Source organism: Streptococcus suis (assembly GCF_016775005.1).
GTDB lineage: Bacteria > Bacillota > Bacilli > Lactobacillales > Streptococcaceae > Streptococcus > Streptococcus suivaginalis.
This window is the reverse complement of record NZ_JAEUXI010000006.1, coordinates 125,537-139,808: the sequence shown is the minus strand read 5'-3', so window position 1 is coordinate 139,808 and position 14,272 is coordinate 125,537. Positions and strand designations below refer to the sequence as shown.

At 43.8% G+C, this 14,272-nt stretch carries 16 protein-coding genes; 5 read left to right on the top strand and 11 right to left on the bottom strand.

The genetic code is table 11. From position 1 onward, the window contains the following. Positions 1-8: 8 nt before the first annotated feature. From JNG37_RS08000 to ligA, 11 genes are all read right to left on the bottom strand, one after another. On the bottom strand, positions 9-230 hold the full coding sequence (locus tag JNG37_RS08000; RefSeq protein ID WP_158456954.1) for a DUF1146 family protein: 222 nt from the start codon (positions 228-230) through the stop codon (positions 9-11). A gap of 251 nt (positions 231-481) precedes the next feature. Then, a complete protein-coding gene (locus JNG37_RS07995) occupies positions 482-898 on the bottom strand; it encodes a F0F1 ATP synthase subunit epsilon (protein WP_158456956.1) in 417 nt (138 codons plus the stop codon). Positions 899-907: 9 nt separating this feature from the next. After that, a complete protein-coding gene (gene atpD / locus JNG37_RS07990) occupies positions 908-2,314 on the bottom strand; it encodes a F0F1 ATP synthase subunit beta (RefSeq protein WP_158456958.1) in 1,407 nt (468 codons plus the stop codon). A 22-nt stretch (positions 2,315-2,336) separates the two neighbouring features. Further along, the gene (locus JNG37_RS07985; protein ID WP_158456960.1) at positions 2,337-3,215 is read right to left on the bottom strand and encodes a F0F1 ATP synthase subunit gamma; all 879 of its coding nucleotides are present in this window, start codon (positions 3,213-3,215) and stop codon (positions 2,337-2,339) included. 13 nt (positions 3,216-3,228) lie between these two features. Then, entirely contained in the window at positions 3,229-4,734 is a 1,506-nt protein-coding gene (atpA, locus tag JNG37_RS07980; protein WP_158456962.1) for a F0F1 ATP synthase subunit alpha, read from the bottom strand. Positions 4,735-4,755: 21 nt separating this feature from the next. Continuing rightward, entirely contained in the window at positions 4,756-5,289 is a 534-nt protein-coding gene (locus JNG37_RS07975; protein WP_158456964.1) for a F0F1 ATP synthase subunit delta, read from the bottom strand. 1 nt (position 5,290) lies between these two features. Beyond that, positions 5,291-5,794 carry a F0F1 ATP synthase subunit B gene (gene atpF / locus JNG37_RS07970; protein WP_158456966.1) on the bottom strand — a complete coding sequence of 168 codons (504 nt, stop codon included), beginning with the start codon at positions 5,792-5,794 and terminating at the stop codon, positions 5,291-5,293. Positions 5,795-5,812: 18 nt separating this feature from the next. Continuing rightward, complete coding sequence (gene atpB / locus JNG37_RS07965; RefSeq protein ID WP_158456968.1) at positions 5,813-6,529, bottom strand: F0F1 ATP synthase subunit A; 717 nt, start codon at positions 6,527-6,529, stop codon at positions 5,813-5,815. A gap of 34 nt (positions 6,530-6,563) precedes the next feature. After that, complete coding sequence (locus JNG37_RS07960; protein ID WP_158456970.1) at positions 6,564-6,764, bottom strand: F0F1 ATP synthase subunit C; 201 nt, start codon at positions 6,762-6,764, stop codon at positions 6,564-6,566. A 135-nt stretch (positions 6,765-6,899) separates the two neighbouring features. After that, on the bottom strand, positions 6,900-7,943 hold the full coding sequence (locus JNG37_RS07955; RefSeq protein WP_158456972.1) for a diacylglycerol kinase family lipid kinase: 1,044 nt from the start codon (positions 7,941-7,943) through the stop codon (positions 6,900-6,902). A gap of 10 nt (positions 7,944-7,953) precedes the next feature. After that, positions 7,954-9,912 (bottom strand): NAD-dependent DNA ligase LigA, encoded by a 1,959-nt coding sequence (gene ligA / locus JNG37_RS07950; RefSeq protein WP_158456974.1) that lies wholly within the window; start codon positions 9,910-9,912, stop codon positions 7,954-7,956. Positions 9,913-10,034: 122 nt separating this feature from the next. Between ligA and JNG37_RS10005 the strand changes: the two genes are divergently transcribed. The 5 genes from JNG37_RS10005 to JNG37_RS07930 all read left to right on the top strand — a co-directional run bounded on the left by JNG37_RS10005 (position 10,035) and on the right by JNG37_RS07930 (position 14,271). Continuing rightward, on the top strand, positions 10,035-10,166 hold the full coding sequence (locus JNG37_RS10005) for an SPJ_0845 family protein (protein WP_261979899.1): 132 nt from the start codon (positions 10,035-10,037) through the stop codon (positions 10,164-10,166). A 5-nt stretch (positions 10,167-10,171) separates the two neighbouring features. Further along, positions 10,172-11,077 carry a permease gene (locus JNG37_RS07945; protein WP_158456976.1) on the top strand — a complete coding sequence of 302 codons (906 nt, stop codon included), beginning with the start codon at positions 10,172-10,174 and terminating at the stop codon, positions 11,075-11,077. Continuing rightward, a complete protein-coding gene (locus JNG37_RS07940; protein WP_158456978.1) occupies positions 11,074-11,889 on the top strand; it encodes a TIGR03943 family putative permease subunit in 816 nt (271 codons plus the stop codon). Before JNG37_RS07945 ends, JNG37_RS07940 begins: the two co-directional genes overlap by 4 nt. 78 nt (positions 11,890-11,967) lie before the next feature. Beyond that, positions 11,968-13,455 carry a glucose-6-phosphate dehydrogenase gene (gene zwf / locus JNG37_RS07935; RefSeq protein WP_158456980.1) on the top strand — a complete coding sequence of 496 codons (1,488 nt, stop codon included), beginning with the start codon at positions 11,968-11,970 and terminating at the stop codon, positions 13,453-13,455. 141 nt (positions 13,456-13,596) lie between these two features. Then, positions 13,597-14,271, top strand: a complete 675-nt coding sequence (locus tag JNG37_RS07930; RefSeq protein WP_158456982.1) for a DNA alkylation repair protein — start codon at positions 13,597-13,599, stop codon at positions 14,269-14,271. Position 14,272 lies beyond the last annotated feature (1 nt).

The window sequence follows — 14,272 nt, the reverse complement described above, 5'->3', positions numbered from 1 at the left end:
TCTCTTTTCTATTGAAGTACAAATAGCTTACTGAGGGCAACGATATCTAGGAAGAAGCCTGACACGATATAGCCCAAAGCAATGGCGAAAAAGAGAAGTAAGACCTGAATCTTTCCAGTCTCTCGACTCCCCTTAAAAACTGATTTCCAATCAATGACAGATGTCAACAATATATGGGAGAGGTATATAAATAACAAGTGACTGAATAATTGAAATAATGAATTAAGCATGACTCTATTATAACAAACTTCCCCAAAAATTTGCCAAAAGAAACACAGGCCCTCCTATGAAATCCTATCAAACAAAAAAAGAGGCTGGACAAAAAGCCCTAGCCCACTTTTCAGTGTTCGTGTCAACATCTCAGCGCAGTGGTTGATTGGTAGATTTGTTCGTGTTTTACACTCCAAATCTAACCTAATCAACTGTGCGGGGGTGGGAAGACGAACTCTTTTAACTTAGTCGAGTTCTTTCCCACTCCCTATTAACGATTACCACAACGAATCCGGTTAATAGCTCGTTGCAAAGCAATGTTGGCGCGCATTTCCAAATCAATATTGTGGGCATTGTGAGCTTCTTCCAGCTCTCTTTCAGCCCGTAATTTGGCACGTTCTGCACGACTGACATCAATATCACGTTCCCGCTCTGCTGAGTCAGAAACAATGGTAATCAGGTCTTTATTTACTTCGATGATACCACCATTGACCGCAATCCAGTCCACATGGTTTTCATCATCTACCCGACGAACTTTGATTTCATCGATTTCCAAAACAGCAATCAATTCCAAGTGACCTGGATAGATTCCCAACTCCCCTTCTTTTGTTTTACACAAAACAAAGGCAGCGTGGTGATCGTATTTGATGCCATCCGGCGTGACGATTTGAACGGTCATTTGAGCCATGATTCACCTCTAAAACTTCATCTTATCCGCTTTGGCAAGTACATCTTCGATTGAACCAACGTTACGGAAGGCATCTTCTGGAAGATGGTCATGTTTACCCTCTAAGATTTCCTTGAAGCCTTTGACAGTTTCTTTTACTGGAACATAAGAACCTGGCATCCCAGTAAACTGCTCTGCCACGTTAAAGTTCTGTGACAGGAAGAACTGGATACGACGAGCTCGACCAACCAAGGTCTTCTCTTCATCAGACAATTCATCCATCCCCAAGATGGCAATAATATCTTGCAATTCTTGGTAGCGTTGAAGGACACGTTTGATTTCCATGGCAACGGCATAATGCTCCTCGCCAACAATCTCTGGAGCAAGAGCACGTGAAGAGGATGCTAATGGATCAACCGCTGGATAGATACCCAGCTGAGTCAATTTCCGCTCCAAGTTAGTTGTCGAATCCAAATGGGCGAAAGCAGTTGCTGGGGCTGGGTCTGTATAGTCATCGGCAGGCACATAAATAGCCTGAATCGATGTAACAGAGCCCTTCTTGGTTGAAGTAATCCGCTCCTGCAACTGTCCCATTTCTGTCGCAAGGGTTGGCTGGTAACCAACGGCAGAAGGCATCCGACCCAGGAGGGCTGATACTTCTGAACCTGCTTGCGTGAAACGGAAAATGTTATCGATGAAGAGCAGGACGTCCTGACCTTCAACATCACGGAAGTATTCCGCAATGGTCAAACCAGTCAGAGCAACTCGCATACGAGCACCTGGTGGTTCATTCATCTGACCAAATACCATGGCCGTTTTTTCGATAACGCCTGATTCTTTCATTTCCCAGTAAAGGTCGTTTCCTTCACGAGTACGCTCACCGACACCTGTAAAGACAGAGATCCCTCCGTGTTCTTGGGCGATGTTGTGAATCAATTCTTGGATAAGAACTGTTTTACCAACACCCGCACCACCAAAGAGACCGACCTTACCACCTTTTAGGTAAGGCGCCAAAAGGTCAATGACTTTGATCCCTGTTTCTAAAATTTCTGTCGAAGTGGACAGTTCATCAAAACTTGGTGCCTTCTTATGGATTGGCTCCCGTTCCGCATCTTCCGAAAACGGCTGATCCAAGTCAATCGTATCTCCCAAAACGTTAAATACACGACCCAGTGTTTCTTTTCCGACAGGAACGGAGATTGGACGGCCTGTGTCCAACACTTCCATACCACGTGTTAGACCATCCGTTGATTCCATGGCAATGGTCCGTACGACACCATCACCCAGTTCCAAAGCGACCTCTAGCACTACCTTTTGCTTGCTGTCGTCATTTTTATATACCACTAAGGCGTTGTTAATCTCAGGAAGCTTATCCTCAGCTGCGAAGGCAACGTCAACAACGGGACCAACAACTTGAGTAATTTTGCCTGAACTCATACTATTTCCTCTATTTTCTAATCTATTCCAATGCAGAAGCCCCTGCTACAATTTCCGTAATCTCTTGCGTAATCGCAGCTTGACGAGCCCTATTGTATTGGATGGTCAAATCTGAAATAACATTTTTTGCATTGTCTGTTGCTGTCTGCATGGCTGTCATGCCAGCAGCATTCTCAGCAGTTTTTGCATCTAAAATGGCTCCATAAATGGTCGATTCTGCGTACTGGGTCAATAATTGCTCCAATATCGCATCACGGCTTGGCTCCAATTCAAACGTCGCTGTATAACCTTCTACTTCATTGTGGTCCAAGTCTTCAACCGGCAACATTTGCTGCACACGCACTTGACTAGTCAAGCTATTGACATGGTGGTTGTAACAAACATAGAGTTCATCAAAGATCTCATTTTTGTACATTTCAACCGATTTTGAGATGATTTTTTGAACATCTTCAAAGCTTGGGTTATCAGCTAAGCCACGCAGTTCAAAAACAGGATTCATTCCCCTTGCGCGGAAAAAATCTGCGCCCATACTACCAATAGCAATGATTTCAAATTCATCATTGGAACTATGATCCTGTTCAATCATCCCCATAACAGCTTTGAGGATGGTTGAATTATAGCCACCCTTCAAGCCGCTGTCTGAGGTGATGACAATGTAGCCTGATTTTTTAACAGGTCGACGGATCAACATAGGATTGGAAGTATCAGAAGCCATCAGTTCTGCGTGCAACAAATCCGTCGTAATTTGACGGACCTTGCTAGCGTAAATTTGAAAGGATTGGGCCAACTGCTCAGACTTTGCTAATTTTGAGGCAGAAACCATTTGCATGGCGCCTGTGATTTGACTGGTTTTCTTAGTAGAAGCTATTTTTGTTTTAATCTCATTTAGAGAACCTGCCATGCTCTACACTCCTTTACTTGAAAACAGACTGGTCTTTGAAGGCTTGAATGGCTGCATTCAACTCGTCTGTATCTGGCAAATCTTTGGTTGTACGGATGACTTCCAAGAGATTATCATAGTGCAAATCAAAGAAGGCATAGAGTTCCTCTTCAAATGCCAAGACATCTGCAATCGGTACAGAATCCAAGAAACCATTGGTAAGAGCATAAAGAATCAAGACCTGTTTCTCAACTGGAAGTGGCTTGTGCAAAGGCTGTTTCAATACTTCCACAGTTCGACGACCGCGGTTGAGTTTGGCTTGCGTAGCTGCATCCAAATCCGAACCAAATTGCGTGAAGGCTTCTAGTTCCCGATAAGAAGCCAAATCGATACGAAGGGTACCTGCCACCTTTTTCATAGCTTTAATTTGAGCCGAACCACCTACACGAGATACAGAAGAACCCGCATCAATGGCTGGACGGATACCAGAGTTGAACAAGTCATCCTTCAAGAAGATTTGACCGTCCGTGATTGAAATCACGTTAGTTGCGATATAGGCAGAAATATCCCCTGCCTGGGTCTCGATAAATGGCAGAGCTGTAATGGAACCGCCACCTAATTCATCAGAAACTTTAGCTGAACGCTCAAGCAAACGGCTATGTAAGTAGAAGACATCCCCTGGATAAGCCTCACGACCTGGGGGACGACGAAGCAAGAGGGATAATTCACGATAGGCTACCGCCTGTTTTGACAAATCATCATAAACAATCAAAACGTGTTTGCCTTCATACATGAACTCTTCTGCCATCGCAACCCCAGCATAAGGTGCCAAGAAAAGCAATGGAGACGGTTGTGAAGCAGAAGCCGTTACCACGATTGTATAATCCAAGGCACCGTACTGACGAAGGGTTTCCACCTGAGTACGAACCGTTGACTCCTTTTGACCAATCGCCACATAGATACAAATCATATCTTGTCCTTTTTGGTTAAGGATAGCATCGATAGCAACTGATGTTTTACCTGTCTGACGGTCCCCGATAATCAATTCCCGCTGACCACGACCAATCGGAACCAAAGCGTCAATAGCCTTAAGACCAGTTTGAAGTGGTTCATTAACCGACTTACGTTGCATAACACCTGGTGCTGGATATTCAATCGGACGGGTTTTGCTTGTCCGAATGTCACCAAGTCCATCAACTGGCTGACCAAGTGGATTAATGACGCGACCAATCAAAGCAGAACCAACTGGCACTTCCATGATTTTTCCTGTACGACGAACAACAGAACCTTCACGAATATCAGTAAATTCACCCAAAATAATGATACCAACATCGTTGGTTTCCAAGTTTTGAGCCATACCAATCGTTCCATTTTCAAAGACCAAGAGCTCGCCACTCATGGCATTGTCAAGACCGTGGGCCCTGGCAATTCCATCACCAATATAGGTTACAACCCCTGTCTCTGTGTAGTCAAAGTCTGGTTGAAACCCTTCAATTTGTTGTTTTAGTAAAGCGCTAATTTCTTGTGCATTAATCACCAAAAGAACACCACTTTCTATTTTTTAAAGTTTATTTCTAATTTCTTTCAACTGTGTCCGAACACTGGCATCAATCACCTTGTGGTTAACCGTAACGATAAAACCGCCAAGAATACTTGGATCTAGTTCTTCCATGATCGAACGAACTGTCAAAGAAAATTTCTGTTGGACAAGCTTTGTCAGTCTGTCTTTTTGTTCGGGAGTCAAAGGATGGACCGAAACCACATGGGCATCGAATTCATTCTTACTCTTACTAATCGAACGTTTGGCTGCTTCTAAGGTTTCCAACAAGAGGTCCGCATGACCATCTCGAATGACTTCTTCTATCAATTCATTGACTTGATAGTAAGAAGATTGGCGAACCGTGCGAACAAAGTCTGACTTTTCAGCAGCTGATACGGTTGGTGACAAGAGGATGCGATTCAACTTGGTTTCGTGAATAATCGCAATCAAATCTGAAATCTGGTCATACATTCCCCAGATTTCTTGCTTATCACTTACTTTTTCAACGAATGACTGAGCATATTTTTGCACGAGGGCAGTTTCTCTTGCATTCATCTTACTTGTCTCCTAGCTTGTCAATATACCGATCAATCAAGGCTTGATGAGCTTCCAGGTTCAAATCTTCTAAGATAATTTTTCCTGCCAAGTCTACAGCCAGATCGGCTACTTGGACACGTAGATTTTCTTGGGCTTCACGTTTCTCAGCTTCAATTTCCATTTGAGCTTTTGTTTTTAAGCCTTGAATTTCAACATCTGCCTGTTCTAAGATACGTTTTTTCTCAAGTTTTGCACGTTCTACAGCATCTTGTACAATTTGCTGTGCTTCCACTCGACCTTGTGCTAATTCAGATTCTCGTTGGGCAACCAAATCCGACGCTGCTTGCAATTTTTCTTCTGCAGCATCAATATCACCTGAAATTTTTTGCTCACGTGCTTCAAAGATACCTGTAATACGATTCCAAGCAAAGACACGAATCAATACAATCAACAGGCCAAACGAAGCTGTTACAAGGATAAAATTGCCGAGAATGGTACTACTTGTACTGAGTAGTGTAATCATAAATCTTTTCTTCCTTTCCTATCCGTGTTCGTCACCAATTTTATTGCTCAAATACATGGACACCAGCATAACAAAAACATAACCCTGCAAACATGAAATAAAGACAGAAAAGGCTGTCCAAAGCACGTTCAAAAGAAAAGCAATCGGATATGCTAAAGCGCTCTGTTGAGACAATTGTAAGAGAAGGGATACCAGCACTTCACCCGCGTAGATATTACCATACAGACGCAAGGCCAGAGATGCTAAGTTTGTCACTTCTTCTAAGATATGCATGGGAGTCATGGCCCAAGGTGTCACAAATGCTTTTAAATAACCTTTAAAACCTTTGCGGCGAATTCCTTCGACATGACAGAAGACAATTGCAATCGTTGCTAGACCAAAGTCATAGGCCATATTGGCTGTTGGTGAGGTCCAAAGATTGTGTCCTTCTGCTGTTTCGATTTTGGTCATCAAACCCAAATTATTGGCAACTAAGAGGAAGGTAAAGACTGTGAAAAAGAAGAGTGAATAGCGTTTTGCATCTTCATCACCCAGATTTCCCTTGGTGAAATTTATGGTTAATTCATAAACATATTCCAGGACATTTTGTTTTCCTTTAGGTTTTAATTCCATGCGGCGACTTGCCCAGAAAACCAGGAGGAAAATAACGAAAATGGTAATGAATGAAACCAATACCATGGTCAGGTCAAAGGTTACGGGACCAAGGGTAAGGGTTGGACTTGCATGTTCTTCCAATGGAGGTTCCCCCTTTTTCTAATCTCTCTTTTCTTTAACCAAGTACAAACGCCATCGCGAGTGTTACGAAGAAAGTACCTTCGATAAAGGCTACACCCAAAAATACACCAGCCATTAATTTGCTTTGCATCTCTGGTTGACGAGCAGTCGAACTAAGGTAAGAAGCTACCAAAAGACCCTCACCGATACTTACTCCAAGACAGGCCAAACCTAAAGCCAATGCACCTAAATTCATGTTGAATTCTCCTTTAATTTTTTATACCATGTAAGCATACTCCTATTAAATGCGTTTGTCAAGAAAATACGGTCAATGTAAACGCTATATTCAGCTTTTGACAAAAAGAAAAAGAGCCGTTCGGCTCTTTTCTTCCTATTTAATAGCCTCATCAAACCGAGCTGATTCTTCCAAGAACTTTCTGGTCATCTGTTCCAAATTGAGTTCTTCCGTATCAATCGTAATCGCATGGTCTGCAATTTCATCCGTATCTGCAAAAAATTCAATATGGTTCTTGAGGTTAAATAATTCCACAGGTGCATCACCACCATACTCGCCATCCAAGTTTAACAACATTGGATGTTGGGCGTCCAGAGAGCGAACATGTAGCGATCTGGTCTTGATGTATTCAATCTTATCACTATCGATGTGTTTTCCTCCATCAATGACCAGTCGAATCAGATGCAAAATCTCAAACAAATTATCGGTTTTTACCATAATCAAGGTAAACTGCCCATCGTCTAGCTTGGCATCAGGGACAATCTGTTCAAAACCTCCTATAGAATTGGTCAAAGCGACAAACATCATGGAAATCTTGCCTTCAAAAATACCATGATCATGCTCGACCAAGACAGGTGTGAATTGAACTTGTGGCAAGAGCTCTGCTCCTTTTACCACATATGCTAAATATCCAAACATGGTCTTGAGTTGGCTTGGAACACTATAGGTCAACTCTGTCAATGTACCAGCGGCTGCAATATTAATGAAGTAATGTTCCTGATAAACACCTTTCTTATGGTTTTTTGCCAGGCCAATATCCATCAAAATCGTCTGATTTTTGCCAATCAACTTGGCGGCTTCGACTGGATTTCCGCGTGGAACCTTGAGAGCACGCGCGTAATCATTGGTTGTACCAGTTGGGATAATAGCCATTTTCGGTCGTTTTTCGAGAGGTGCAATACCGTTAACCACTTCGTTAATAGTGCCGTCACCACCTGCTGCAATAACCAGGTCAAAACCTGCTAAAGCAGCTCTTCTGGCTTCATTTTTAGCCGAATCCTTTTCAGGTGTCGTTTGAAAGGCAGATGTCTCATAGCCGAAGCCTTCTAAAATATCCAACACTTCTGCCACATTTTTTTTCATGATTTCCTGACCAGAGGTCGGGTTGTAAATCAATCGTGCTCGTTTACATTCTTCCATATCCAATACCTTAGAGACTTTCTAACCAAGCCTCGTCTTTTATTTCAATACCTAATTCTTGTGCCTTGGCCAACTTGCTTCCCGCGTCAGCTCCTGCGATGACTAAGTTAGTCTTTTTGGAAACCGAGCCTGCTACGTTGGCACCGAGGGCTTCTAGCTTGGCTTTGGCTTCGCCCCGCTTCATCCGTTCCAACTTACCTGTCAAGACAACTGTCAGACCAGACAGTGCAGCATTTTCATCGGCAACCTGTCCTAGATAGGTCAAGTTTACGGCATTTTCCTTAAGTTCAGCTAAAAGCTGCTGGGCTCCTGAGCTGGCAAAGAAGCTGGTCAGTGACTTGGCAATGACCTGGCCCAATCCTTCTAGAGAGGCAATCTCGTCTTGGCTGGCTTGAGCTAGGGCTTCCAAATCACCAAACTTCTCTAGTAAAATCTTGCTGGCCTTGTTGCCGACATGGCGAATGCCCAGACCGAACACGAGCCGTTCTGCTGAGTTTCCTTTTGAAGCTTGAATGGCTTGGTAGAGCTTGTCTGCGGACTTTTCCTTGAAGCCGTCTAGGGTCAAGAGGTCGTCCACTGTCAGTTTATAGATGTCCGCTACATCCTTGACCAGACCCGCTAGGAAGAGTTTTTCTACAATAGAAGATCCCAGACCTGCGATATTCATAGCATCGCGACTGGCAAAGTGCTCCAACTTGCTCATCAACTGACTAGGGCAAATGGGATTGATACAACGGAGGGCAACTTCATCCTCGTAGTGTTGCAAGTCGCTCTGGCAAGACGGACACTGGATTGGGATAGGCATAACTTCCTGGTCAGTCCGGTACTTGTCCACCACTTTCAGAACGGCTGGGATAATGTCCCCCGCCTTGTAGACAATGACCGTATCGCCAATGCGAATGTCTTTTTCTGCGATGTAGTCCACATTGTGCAGGGTAGCACGGCTAACGGTTGTTCCTGCTAGCTGTACTGGGCTGAGATTGGCTGTCGGCGTGACAACGCCTGTGCGACCAACGGTCCAGTCAACTGATAGGATTTGCGCTTCTTTCTCCTCAGCTGGAAACTTGTAGGCCACCGCCCAGCGAGGTGCCTTAACGGTAAAACCGAGTTCTTCTTGGATAGCAAGGTCATTGACCTTAATGACGATACCATCGATTTCATAAGGCAAATCGTCTCGTCGCTCTGCCATTTTTTCAATAAAAGCCCAAACTTCATCGATCGTATCTGCCAACTGGTAGTCGTGGTTGGTCACAAAGCCTAGACCATCCAGCTTTTCCAGCACTTGCGACTGGCTGGTCACCTCAGATGGACTAGCCTCTTGGTAGAGGAAGGTAGCAAGACCACGCTGGGCCACTACGCCTGTATCCAGCTGGCGAAGGGTGCCTGCCGCTGCATTACGTGGATTGGCAAATTCTGCCTCGCCTGCCTCCTGCCGCTGCTGGTTGACGCGGTCAAAAGAAGCTTTTGGCATGTAGCACTCGCCACGGACAGTGATGTCGACCACCTGAGGCAAGGTCAGGGGAATGTCCGCTACTCGCTTGAGATTTTCCGTGATATTCTCACCGACACTGCCGTCGCCACGTGTTGCACCAACCACCAGATTGCCCACTTCATAGGTCAAGGAAATGGACAGACCATCAATCTTGAGTTCACAGATGTAAGTCGCCTGTGGAAATTCTTTGCGAACACGCTGGTCGAAGGCGTCCAATTCTTCACGCGAAAAGGCATCCTGCAAGCTAAAAAGAGGATAGACATGGGCATATTTTTCAAAACCGTCTAAAATTTTGCCACCAACGCGGTGGGTAGGACTGTTAGGCAATACCAGGTTTGGATGAGCTGTTTCCAGCTCCACCAATTCTCGATAGTGCTTATCGTATTCAGCGTCAGACACACTTGGCTTGTCTGTTCGGTAGTATTCGTCGGCATACTGGTTGAGGATGGCAACCAGCTCTTCAATTCTTGTTTTCATAAGAGTATTATATCATGAAAAATAAGGGACTGGTCATTTAACACTTGGACAAGCTTTTGATTTTTAGATAAATTTGATAAAAAACGGTATAATAAAATCAACATAATTTTTGGAGGTGGCTTATGCCTGTTACTTATAAACGTCAAGATGATTTAGAGAAATTATTTGAAACCTTTGCCTCATTTGATGAGATGGAAAAGGTGGAATTTCCGGATCCAAAATCAGCTCTCCAGCAAGATGAAAGTGTTGAGTAGGCCATATGTTTGGTTTTGAAAACTTGCCTACTTCCATCCTGCAAGCTGGTGCGATTTTCCTATCCATTATCATCGAGGCCCTGCCCTTTGTTTTGATAGGTTCCATCCTGTCTGGCTTCATTGAGGTTTTTGTCAGTCCCGATCTAGTTAGACGCTTTCTGCCTAAACAGCCAATTTTAGCAGTTATCTTTGGTAGTTTTGTTGGTTTAATTTTTCCTTCTTGTGAATGCGGTATCGTCCCTATCGTCAATCGACTCTTGGAGAAAAAAGTCCCACAATACACCGCCATTCCCTTTTTAATCACAGCTCCTGTGATCAATCCAATTGTACTGTTTGCGACCTTTATTGCTTTTGGAAATTCTTGGATCTTTCTTATCTATCGTGCCCTCGGTTCATTATTGCTTGCCATGGTTGTGGGCTTGATTTTGGCTTATTTTGTCAAAGAGCCTATTCTCAAGCGTGCTTTAGAAGACAATCACCAGCATAGCTTGGAGACAAGATCAATTTGGAAAAAAATAGGACATGCCCTTATTCACGCCATTGATGAATTCTTTGATACGGGGCGCTATTTAGTGTTCGGTTGTTTATTTGCCAGTCTGGTGCAGGTCTATGTTCCGACTGCCTTGTTAACCAGTATCGGACACAGTCCTCTAACAGCAATTTTACTGATGATGGTCCTTGCATTCCTACTCTCACTTTGTTCAGAAGCGGATGCTTTTATCGGTGCATCTTTGCTGTCTAGTTTTGGTTTTGCGCCTGTAATGGCCTTTCTCATCATTGGCCCTATTGTAGACGTCAAAAATCTTCTGATGATGAAATCCTATTTCAAATCATGGTTCATCGGTGCCTATGTCGGTCTGGTGTCCTTACTTGTCCTTGTCTATTGCTGGGTGATTGGAGGTCTAGTATGATTCGATTTTTGGTATTAGCAGCTTATTTTGAAATGACCATGTACCTCTACGTGTCTGGTAAGTTGGACCAGTACATCAACTTGCACTACACCTACTTGGCATTTTTATCCATGATTCTCGCTTTTATCTTGGCGCTGGTTCAATTAGTTGTCTGGATGAAACAAATGGAAACCCACAGTCATTTAACCAGTCGGTTGGCAAAAGCATCTAGCATCTGCCTTTTACTGATTCCCTTAGCAGTTGCCTGGCTTTTTCCAACAGTGAGCCTCGATTCAACAACTGTCGCCGCCAAGGGCTATCATTTCCCTTTAGCTGCTGAAAATGACACTGGTACTCAGGCCCAAGAAGGGACAACCGTGCAATACCTGAAACCAGATACATCCATTTACTTTACAAAATCCACCTACCAATCTGAAATGCGTAAGATTGCTGACCACTATTTGGCCCAGGAAAAGATCCAGATTACCAGTGAAAACTACATGGAGGTCATGGAAGCCTTCTATGATTTTCCAAGTGAATTTTCAGGAAAAACGATTGAAATGGTCGGCTTTGTCTACAATGACCCTGACAATAGCCAGCAATTTTTCCTCTTCCGCTTTGGTATTATCCACTGTATCGCTGATTCAGGTGTCTATGGTTTATTGGTGACTGGCACCAATCAGACATTTTCAGATAATAGTTGGGTCAAGGTAGAGGGGACAATTAAGGTGACTTATCATACAGCCCTTGGACAGAGTTTACCATCCATAGAAATCCAAAGTATCCAGTCGGTCCAGGAACCTGACAACCCCTATGTTTATCGTGTTTTTTAAGAAAATCCTTTCAAAAAGTGAATTTTCTGACAATTTGTGGTATACTATTACTGATATTCAACAGATAGGAATGAAATTATGTCATCACATGTATTGTTTACAATTTTTGGTGCTAGTGGCGACCTTGCCAAACGCAAACTCTATCCATCCCTCTTTCGTCTTTATAAGGCAGGCCATATCCGAGAAAATTTTGCAGTAATTGGTACAGCTCGCAGACCTTGGACCAAGGAATTTTTTGAGCAAACCGTCATTGAATCACTGGGTGATCTGCCTGACACACCTCGTCAAGCACATGAATTTGCTAGTCATTTCTACTACCAAAGCCACGATGTCAATGACACAGAACATTATGTAGCTCTTCGTAAATTGCAAGACGACTTGTGTGAAAAATACGATACCCAGCACAACAAGGTCTTCTTCCTCTCTATGGCACCTGAATTTTTCGGAACCATTGCCAAACACCTCAAATCTGAGCAAATCGTTGACGGACAAGGTTTTGAACGCTTGATTATTGAAAAACCTTTCGGAACTAGTCTTGCTACAGCTACCAAACTCAATGATGAATTGGCAGCCGCTTTCAACGAAGACCAAATCTACCGTATCGACCATTACCTTGGCAAGGAAATGGTGCAAAATATCTTTGCGGTTCGCTTTGCCAATATCATTTTCGAGCATATTTGGAACCGCGATTACATCGATAACGTCCAAATTACATTTGCTGAAGCGATTGGTGTGGAGGACCGTGGGGGCTACTACGACCATTCTGGCGCCTTAAAAGACATGGTGCAAAACCATGCCTTACAAGTTCTTTCCCTTCTAGCAATGGATAAGCCAGCCAGCTTCAAGGAGGAAGATGTCCGCGCTGAAAAAATCAAGGTTTTCCAACACCTTCGTCAGCCTTCTGATGAGGACCTCAAACGCAACTTTATCCGTGGTCAATATGCAGCAGGTTCCATCGACGGAAAAGACTACGTTAGCTACTTGGATGAACCAAATATTGCCGAAGCTTCTCAGACAGAAACCTTTGCAGGAGGGGTCTTCTTCGTTGATACTGACCGTTTCCGTGATGTACCTTTCTTCTTCCGTACAGGTAAACGTCTGACAGAAAAGGGCACGCGCGTGACCATCACCTTCAAGCATGCGGAAGATATTTTTGGTCAGCCTTCTGAGGCCAATGTCTTGACCATTTTCATCCAACCAACCGAAGGCTTCATGCTCTCTATCAACGGTAAGGAAGTTGGTTCCCACTTTGCTCTTACTCCTGCCAAACTCAACTTCCGCCACAATGCAACTGCTCTTGGAAATTCACCCGAAGCCTACGAAAAACTATTTTTCGATGTTCTAAATGGTGATTCTACTAACTTTAGCCACTGGGAAGAAGTTAAAGCAAGCTGGAGCTTGATTGACCGCATTGTTGATTTATGGGCAAGCAACCAAGTTCCGCTCCACACCTATCCAGCTGGAACTATGGGACCTGATGCAGCCTTTGATTTGCTAGAAAGCTACGGTTGCAAGTGGGTCTGGACGCCAGATGTCTGGTATCGTGAACGTGGCTTATTGAAGTAGTCATTTAGTTTATCTTTGATTACTTCGTTAACTCGCTTTGCCGTACTTTAGTACTGCCTACAGCTCGTTGCCTTGTACTAAAAGCAAACTAAACGACTACATATAAAAACTGGAGCAATCCAGTTTTTTTCGGAGATATTCATGACTGAAATAAACACCATTCTCACCCAACTTGAAGCAGCCAGCCATGCTGGCACCCTCAAGCGTTATGAAAAAATTGGCGAAACTAAGCCCTACTACGGCGTTCCGATGGGAGCTATTTCTGGTATTGCCAAGGCTTATAAAAATCGACTGGACTTGTTTGCTCCACTCTGGCAAACAGGTATTCTAGAAGCTCAATATCTGGCTATTCAACTGGCAAAAACTAAGCCAGACCAGCTGGACCTAGCTGATTTAGAGAACTGCCTCAGTGAACAGGTTTCTGTCAATGTCCTCGATAAGCTGGCTTCCATCATTCTTAGCAAACGAAAAGACAGTAAGGATTGGGAAACCTACTTGCTGGACAAAAATTCAGCCATTATTCAACGCATTGGCTGGTTCCTTCGTGCCAAATACTTTGCTGGAAAGACAGCAACAAATCAAGAAATTGAAGAGACTCTAGACCATATTCGCCAGCATTTACAGAATGCAGCCCCACTTGTCCAATGGACTATGAACCAATGCTTAGTGGAGATTGCTGTTGCCTACCCAGACTATCTAGAACAAGGCCTTGCAATCGGTCGGCAGTTAGCTGTCTATGTGGACATGAAAGTTCCAAAAGGCTGTACTTCTGCCTACGCACCAGACTGGATAGAAGCATTGTTGAGGAGGAAATAAT

Excerpts from the sequence above, each read along its gene's own strand:
- zwf (WP_158456980.1), top strand. The coding sequence starts at position 11,968 with ATGTCATCACATGTATTGTTTACAATTTTTGGTGCTAGTGGCGACCTT.
- JNG37_RS07940 (WP_158456978.1), top strand. The coding sequence starts at position 11,074 with ATGATTCGATTTTTGGTATTAGCAGCTTATTTTGAAATGACCATGTAC.
- JNG37_RS07995 (WP_158456956.1), bottom strand. The coding sequence starts at position 898 with ATGGCTCAAATGACCGTTCAAATCGTCACGCCGGATGGCATCAAATAC.
- atpD (WP_158456958.1), bottom strand. The coding sequence starts at position 2,314 with ATGAGTTCAGGCAAAATTACTCAAGTTGTTGGTCCCGTTGTTGACGTT.
- JNG37_RS07955 (WP_158456972.1), bottom strand. The coding sequence starts at position 7,943 with ATGGAAGAATGTAAACGAGCACGATTGATTTACAACCCGACCTCTGGT.
- JNG37_RS07960 (WP_158456970.1), bottom strand. The coding sequence starts at position 6,764 with ATGAATTTAGGTGCATTGGCTTTAGGTTTGGCCTGTCTTGGAGTAAGT.
- atpF (WP_158456966.1), bottom strand. The coding sequence starts at position 5,794 with ATGATTACACTACTCAGTACAAGTAGTACCATTCTCGGCAATTTTATC.
- JNG37_RS07975 (WP_158456964.1), bottom strand. The coding sequence starts at position 5,289 with ATGAATGCAAGAGAAACTGCCCTCGTGCAAAAATATGCTCAGTCATTC.
- JNG37_RS07930 (WP_158456982.1), top strand. The coding sequence starts at position 13,597 with ATGACTGAAATAAACACCATTCTCACCCAACTTGAAGCAGCCAGCCAT.
- JNG37_RS10005 (WP_261979899.1), top strand. The coding sequence starts at position 10,035 with ATGCCTGTTACTTATAAACGTCAAGATGATTTAGAGAAATTATTTGAA.
- JNG37_RS07945 (WP_158456976.1), top strand. The coding sequence starts at position 10,172 with ATGTTTGGTTTTGAAAACTTGCCTACTTCCATCCTGCAAGCTGGTGCG.
- JNG37_RS08000 (WP_158456954.1), bottom strand. The coding sequence starts at position 230 with ATGCTTAATTCATTATTTCAATTATTCAGTCACTTGTTATTTATATAC.
- JNG37_RS07985 (WP_158456960.1), bottom strand. The coding sequence starts at position 3,215 with ATGGCAGGTTCTCTAAATGAGATTAAAACAAAAATAGCTTCTACTAAG.
- ligA (WP_158456974.1), bottom strand. The coding sequence starts at position 9,912 with ATGAAAACAAGAATTGAAGAGCTGGTTGCCATCCTCAACCAGTATGCC.